The sequence below is a fragment of the Thomasclavelia sp. genome (assembly GCF_017889095.1).
In the GTDB taxonomy this organism is placed as follows: domain Bacteria; phylum Bacillota_I; class Bacilli_A; order Erysipelotrichales; family Coprobacillaceae; genus Thomasclavelia.
Genome location: NZ_JAGHEW010000071.1, coordinates 1 through 7,204 on the forward strand (window position 1 = coordinate 1; position 7,204 = coordinate 7,204).

Consider the following 7,204-nt stretch of genomic DNA (forward strand, 5'->3'; position numbering starts at 1 on the left):
ATTACGATCGACTTTACAGTCGAGAATTCTAAGCGGATTAGCTTCATAACGATTTTTACAATCACTTCATAATTCATCTAATTATGGCGCAAAGTGAGCTTTTAACGCTTCACGATAAGTATCACGACTTTCATTATCACCTAATGAATTAATATGTAGTTTAACACCCTTTAACCCTAAAGCTTTAACTAAAGTTACAGCCATAGTCATACATTCAACATCTAAATATGGTGACTCATAACCAATCATTTCTACTCCAAATTGATGAAATTGGCGCTGACGACCATTTTGAGGTCGTTCATAACGAAACATTGGTCCAATATAATATAATTTACTGATTTTTTCAGGATTAGCATACATTTTATGTTCCACATACGCTCTAGCGACTCCAGCCGTTCCTTCTGGTCGTAAAGTAATCGAACGTCCTTTTTTATCGGCAAAAGTATACATTTCTTTACTTACAATATCAGTAGTATCCCCAACTGAACGACAAAATAAATCAGTATGTTCAAAAATTGGTGTTCTAACTTCTTTAACATTATAATTAGCACAAATTGTTCTAATTAATTGTTCCAATACTTGCCATTTATTACTATTTTCTGGCATGATATCGACAGTTCCTCGTGGTGCTTTGTAATTCATTTCTTTCCCTCCTTAAAATATAAAAACGTCCTTAAAATAAGGACGTCATTAACGCGGTACCACCTTAATTCGTGTATTAAACACGCACTCTAGTCTTAACGCGACCAACGTTTACTCCTACTAAATTTCAAAGTAACTCCTCCCAAGTGTCCCATAGCTTTCTTTTAAATACTTTCACCAGCCGTATTTTCTCTAGAAAAAGAAATAACTATTTAATCTTGTTCATTGGATTAAACTGATTATATAAAAAATTTAATTAAAAAGCAATAATTAATGAATAACTCGTTTAATTTCATAAATCCCCTGAATACGATCAATGTTATCAATTGCCTGTTGTAAACGTGAAGCATCTTCAACTGAAATCTTCAATTTAATTACTGCTTTCATATCGATTACATCAGCATGGATATTCAAAATATTGATTTTCATTTGTCCTAAAGCAGTAATTACATCATTTAATAAATTTGGACGATCCAATCCCGTAATCTCTAAATCAGCTTGAAACCGCATCGTTGTAATTGATGCAAAATCCCAATACACATCAATTAATCTCGCTTTAATACCTGGCTGCTGGATATTAGGACAATCTTTTCGATGGACCTTGATACCTTGTCCTTGTGAAACAAAGCCAATAATATCGTCACCAGGGATCGGATTACAACATTTAGATAACTGAATTTTTAGACCCTCAATTCCTTTAACAACAACGCCCGAGCTGCTTCTTGAAGCCTGCATTTTTTCATTGGCCTGATTATTTCGTTGCAGCATTTTAGAAATACTGTCAAAGAAACCTGATTTTTTAGGAACGACACGATCTAAAACATTCATCACCGGGATACTTTTTTTACCAATAAAATATAAAATATCATCAAAGTTTCTTGCCCCAAAAGAGCCTAAATAAGTTTTGTAAGTATCACTATCTAAATATTTTCTTTCATCTAAATTACGTTTACGAATTTCCTCGCGCAATATCCTTCGCCCATCTTCAATGACATCTTTTTTCGTTTCCGCTTCTTTTTTAGCGATAAATTGTCTAATTTTATTTCTCGCTCCAGCAGTACGAACAAATTTTAGCCAGTCTTCACTAGGGCCTGGTGATTGTTTATTAGTTTTGATTTCAACTACATCACCCGTTTTTAATTTTGTATCAATAGGAACCATCACATTATTAACGATTGCTCCAACAGCTTTATGTCCTACTTCAGTATGGATACGATAAGCAAAATCTATCGGCGTTGCCCCGTTAGGTAATTCAACGATTTTCCCCTGAGGGGTAAGAACATAAACATTTGCTTCAAAAATATCCCGTTTTAATGAATCATAATATTCTTTTGCATCGCTATCTTTAATATCATCACTTAGCGAAATAAATTCTCGTAACCACTGTAATTTTTCCCCAATTTCCTGTTGTTCTTTCTTTGAAGAATAACCACGGTTTTCCTTATAGCGCCAGTGAGCGGCTACCCCTAATTCCGCTAATTCATCCATTTCTTCAGTACGAATTTGAATTTCAAAAGTATTCCCATCTTCACCAATTACTGATGTATGCAAAGATTGATACATGTTCGGTTTAGGCATGGCTATATAATCTTTAAAGCGTCCAGGAATGGGACGATATTGATCATGGATCAGACCTAAAATACTATAACAGTCCATTTTATCTTTAGTAATGATCCTTAATGCATATAAATCATAAAGTTCATCAAATCGTTTCTTTTTAACGAACATTTTTTTATAAATACTATAAATCGATTTAGCCCGACCTAAGATGCGATATTGGAAATTATTCTCCTGGAGAATTTTTTCAACCGAAGCCATCATTTTAGCCACTGATTCTTTTCTTTCTTCCTGTTTGGTTGCTAACAATTTCGAGATTTCATTATAGGCAATCGGATCTAAATAATATAAACTTAAATCTTCTAATTCTGTTTTAATATCATTGATCCCTAAACGATGCGCAATCGGTGTATAGACTTCCAAGGTTTCCCGTGAAATCTTTTTTTGTTTTTTTGGTGGCATAAACTGCAATGTTCGCATATTATGTAGCCGATCGGCAAACTTAATTAATATTACGCGAATATCTTTAGCCATCGCAATATAAATCTTACGATGGTTTTCCGCATAAACATCGGCTTCATCTTTAAACGGCATCTTACCAATCTTGGTGACCCCTTCAACAAGACTAGTAATTTCTTCCCCAAATTTAGTTACCATTTCTTCACGAGGAACATTACAGTCCTCCATGACATCATGAAGCAAGCCGGCCGTTATGGTCGCTGGACCAGTTTGCAACGTCGCTAGTATATAAGCGACCCAAATTAAATGATTAGTATACGGTTCCCCACTTTTTCTTTTTTGTCCCGCATGTTTATCCATAATATAATCATAAGCGCGCTTGATCAAGGCAATGCTATCTTGATTAGTTATATATTTTGTACATACTTCTAAAACATCATCAATTGTTACAGTATCTCCAGCTCCTTTAAATTCAGCCATTTTTTTCACCCCCTAATTGCGAAAAAAGAGAGTAACTCTCTTTTTAATACTTTAATAGTGAATGAACGTTATAGTCTTCAAGACAATTACGTCCTTTTAAATCCACTAATTCAATCAAAAATGCAATTCCCGCTACTTTTCCGCCTAAGCGTTCAACTAATTTACAAGTTGCTTTAACAGTTCCGCCTGTTGCTAGTAAATCATCAATAATGATAACATTTTGACCAGCTAAAATACTGTCTTCATGGATAAATACTTCATTTGTTCCATATTCTAAATCATATTTTTCACTGATTGTTTTCCGTGGCAATTTGCCTGGTTTTCTAACGGGAACAAAACCCGCATTTAACTCATAAGCAACTGGACAGCCAAATAGAAATCCTCGTGCTTCTGGTCCGACAACAAGATCAATTGGCTGATCTAATGTTTTGCTCCAACTAGCAAGCTGTTTAATTGCTTCCTGGTAAGCATCTTTATCTTTTAGTAACGGTGTTACATCTCTAAATATAATTCCCGGTTCCGGAAAATCTAAAATATCTTCAATGTATTTTGATAGATCCATTTTCATTCCTCCATGACCATCACTTATGATGTATAATTATAACAAATTTATGGCTTAAATAAAACCATTTATATCTTCAATAATCAAATTGACTGATTCAATTTGATTATAAACATTGATATTAAACTTACCAATAGCATTAATACTAGTTACGTTTTTTAATTCTTCTAAGCGTTGTCCCTGATTAAAGAATAAGGCATGACCTCTAGTTTTAGGTAAATTAAAATCAAAACGTAAATGTTTACCATTTGATAAAGCTTTAACACTGCTAACTGGTAATTTATCGATATAGAAATTCATTTCCTCATTTCCTTTACCAAGTGGCTGTAACAATTGTAACTGTTTTACACTATTAATCGTGATTTCACTTGGCTTAACGGCAATAACATCTTCAGCTGGTGCCTGATAATTTTTTAAAGCTTCATTTAAGTAAGCATCTAAACTGGCTTTTAATTTTTCAACATTTTGATAACTTACATTAAAACCGCCCGCTAAAGCATGACCGCCATAGCTATCTAAATATTCCTGGACATGTTCAAAAATTTGCGTTAATCCTAATCCTTCAATTCCTCTGGCACTGCCTTTATACATATTTTTTTCACTATCAAATTTCATGACAAAACTAGGTCGTTTAAACTGATGTGTATATTTACCAGCTACCAAACCTAATAAGCCTTCATGAACATCATTTTGATAAGAGTATAAATATTGATCGTTAGGATTTAAAGAGGCTAAAACTTGTTTATATTGCTGGTTAGTTAAGTTTTGCCGTTTAGTATTTATTTCAACTGCCTTTTGACTAACTGCTTTTAAAATTCCAATCGAAGCATCCTGGCAAAAATATTTAACTAAATGATTCGGACTGACAATTTCGCTTAGGCGTCCAAATGAATTAATCTTAGGAGCAATCGTAAAACCAATCTGGGTTACATCATAATTGCTGCTATTTGATAATAACAGTTCTAGTTGGGGATATTTGTTGTTTTGCATAAAAATTAAAGCTCGTTTTACTAACGCCCGATTTTCATCAACTAATGGCATCATATCTGATATAGTCGTAATTGCCGCTAAGCAAAATAAATATTGATCATGTTTTTTTAACAGAGCACTAGCTAATTTATAAGCAACAAACCCGCCAGAAATTTCTTTAAAGGGATAATCTGGAGAAATTTTAGTATGAATGATTGAAAAAGCATCAGGTAATTCATCATCAAAATTATGATGATCTGTAACAATTACATCAACCCCTAATTCATTGGCACATTCAATCGCTTCATAAGCTTTAATTCCATTATCAACCGTAATAATCAAACTATAACCTTTACTAGCAATCTGTTTAACACGATTTACGTTCAATCCATAACCATCCTCCTGGCGACTTGGAATATGATAGCCAACTTTAATTCCTAATTGACGAAATGCATCGACTAAAATGGCTGTCGCTAAAATACCATCACAATCATAATCACCATAAATACAGATTTTTTCTTCATTTTCGATTGCTTCTTCAATTCGTTCAAGTGTCATTTCTGCTTCTAAAAATAACGAAAAATCATGATAGATCAATCGATTGGAAAGTGTCCTTTCAACATCGATTGAAGAATATTGCTTATAAGCAAATATTTTCGCTAATAAAGAATTAATTTGATATTTTTGCATATAGTTAGTGTAGTCAAGATCGTTTATTATTCGCCAGTTCATAGAAACTCCTTTCTAAAAAAAATAGTTGCCAAGCAACTATTTTGAAATAAAATCTGAAAAATCATTTATACTCAAATGAGATGCCTCTTTGACAACCTGTAAACTCAAGTAATCAAATAACTCGGAAAAATTCAAATTCATAATATCATCAATGATTTCACACATTGCCATACTGTCTTGTTGTTTCCACTTATACTCAAAGAGATAATCTTTGATTTGCTGTTCGGTAATGTTATGAATATCTTTTCGTTTTAATTCACGGGCTTTTAATTTAATTAAAAAATTTAGGTCTTTTTTATTAAATTTAAAATCATTACCTGTCACCATATCAGCCCTCCCTATTTTTAAAGTCACTTACATATTATATGACAATTTTCATCAGAAAGGAAGTGCTTTATGAAAAGAAAACTAATTAATTCTTTCATCATTCTTTCCGCCAGTTCAGCAATCGCTAAACTGTTTAGTATCCTCAATCGGATGATTTTAGCCAGGCAATTAAGTGATGAAGCGATGGCTTTATATTTTTTAGTTATGCCTACGGTTTCATTATGTATTACATTAGGCCAGTTAGGAATTCCCTCAGCGGTATTTAGATTAATCGCCAATCCTAAATATAACAATAAAAAAATTATCATTTCCGCAATTACAATTAGTTTATTTGCCTGTATCATTGTCATGAGTACTTTGTTATTTTCATCTAAATTTATTAGTCATAATTTATTAAAAAACGACAATGCCTTTTTGCCACTATTAGCCTTAATTTTATTTATTCCCTTAGTTGGTATTAGTGGAATTATAAAAAATTATTTTTTAGCGAAACAAAATGTCTTTTTAGTCGCTAAAGCCGGTTTTGTTGAAGAAATGGCTCGTTTATCTTTTAGCTATTTGATGATTAGAACTTTTTTATATTTAAATGACACTTATTTAGTTACTATTGCAATGTTAGCAATGTCGGTAGGTGAACTTTCGTCTATTCTTTATTTATTAACGCGTTTGAAAAAACAAAATTTAATAACGATTAAAAAATCTGAAATTAAACCTAGTTTACAAATTAAGGATATGCTTAATATTGCGATGCCTTTAACTGGTTCAAGACTATATCAATGTCTAGTCAGTTTTTTAGAACCGATTGTATTAGTTTTTGTTTTAACTAAATTGGGCTTCGATAAATCATTAATTCATAATCAGTATGCTATTATTAGCGGTTATGTAATTTCTTTGTTAGTAACCCCTTCATTTTTTAATGGCGTTATTTATCGGTTGATCTTACCGATTATTACTAATGATGTTGTTTATCATCAAATCAAAGCTGCCAGATATCATTTATTGATTGCCTCCCTAGGTAGTGTTTTAATCAGTGTACCGTTTACTGTAATCTTTTATTTTTATCCAGAAAATTGTTTACAGCTTCTTTATAATACTACTAGTGGCGCTAATTATTTAAAATATATGGCTATTCCTTTTACTATTTATTATTTAGGAACACCTTTATCGGCTTTATTACAGGCTTTAAATAAAAATCGCTTAATGTTTATCATTAGTATTGTTCAATGTTCTTTAGAATTAGCTTTAGTTTTTACATTAAGCCGTTTTTTAGGCGTATTTAGTATTGCCATTAGTACCTTGATTGGAATTATTTTTACGGTTAGTGCATCGATGGTATTTTGTTATAAATATTTATTTATCGATAATTAAAAAAAGGGGCTGTAACGAAATAAACAGCAAAAAGAAAAAGACAGAATTTTCAGAATAAACTGAACAGTTCTGTCTTTTCTGGTATAATTGGTATATGAACCAAATCCA

6 protein-coding genes and 1 other annotated feature are annotated in these 7,204 nt (G+C 32.2%); of the genes, 1 reads left to right on the forward strand and 5 read right to left on the reverse strand.

The window, feature by feature from the left end; all coding sequences use genetic code 11:
* Positions 1–81: 81 nt before the first annotated feature.
* The 5 genes from J7M77_RS03140 to J7M77_RS03160 all read right to left on the reverse strand — a co-directional run bounded on the left by J7M77_RS03140 (position 82) and on the right by J7M77_RS03160 (position 5,728).
* Entirely contained in the window at positions 82–642 is a 561-nt protein-coding gene (locus J7M77_RS03140) for an ATP phosphoribosyltransferase regulatory subunit (protein WP_296875907.1), read from the reverse strand.
* A 35-nt stretch (positions 643–677) separates the two neighbouring features.
* Positions 678–877 (reverse strand) — a binding site (T-box leader).
* A gap of 35 nt (positions 878–912) precedes the next feature.
* Entirely contained in the window at positions 913–3,138 is a 2,226-nt protein-coding gene (locus tag J7M77_RS03145) for a bifunctional (p)ppGpp synthetase/guanosine-3',5'-bis(diphosphate) 3'-pyrophosphohydrolase (protein WP_296875909.1), read from the reverse strand.
* 43 nt (positions 3,139–3,181) lie between these two features.
* Entirely contained in the window at positions 3,182–3,700 is a 519-nt protein-coding gene (locus J7M77_RS03150) for an adenine phosphoribosyltransferase (RefSeq protein WP_296875911.1), read from the reverse strand.
* Between the two features lie 54 nt (positions 3,701–3,754).
* The gene (gene recJ, locus J7M77_RS03155) at positions 3,755–5,401 is read right to left on the reverse strand and encodes a single-stranded-DNA-specific exonuclease RecJ (RefSeq protein ID WP_296875913.1); all 1,647 of its coding nucleotides are present in this window, start codon (positions 5,399–5,401) and stop codon (positions 3,755–3,757) included.
* A 36-nt stretch (positions 5,402–5,437) separates the two neighbouring features.
* Positions 5,438–5,728 (reverse strand): post-transcriptional regulator, encoded by a 291-nt coding sequence (locus J7M77_RS03160; protein ID WP_296875915.1) that lies wholly within the window; start codon positions 5,726–5,728, stop codon positions 5,438–5,440.
* 69 nt (positions 5,729–5,797) lie between these two features.
* On the opposite strand from J7M77_RS03160, the gene J7M77_RS03165 reads away from it, so the two are divergent.
* Positions 5,798–7,096: an oligosaccharide flippase family protein gene (locus J7M77_RS03165; protein ID WP_296875917.1), complete on the forward strand. Its 1,299-nt coding sequence runs from the start codon at positions 5,798–5,800 to the stop codon at positions 7,094–7,096.
* The last annotated feature ends 108 nt before the right edge of the window (positions 7,097–7,204 follow it).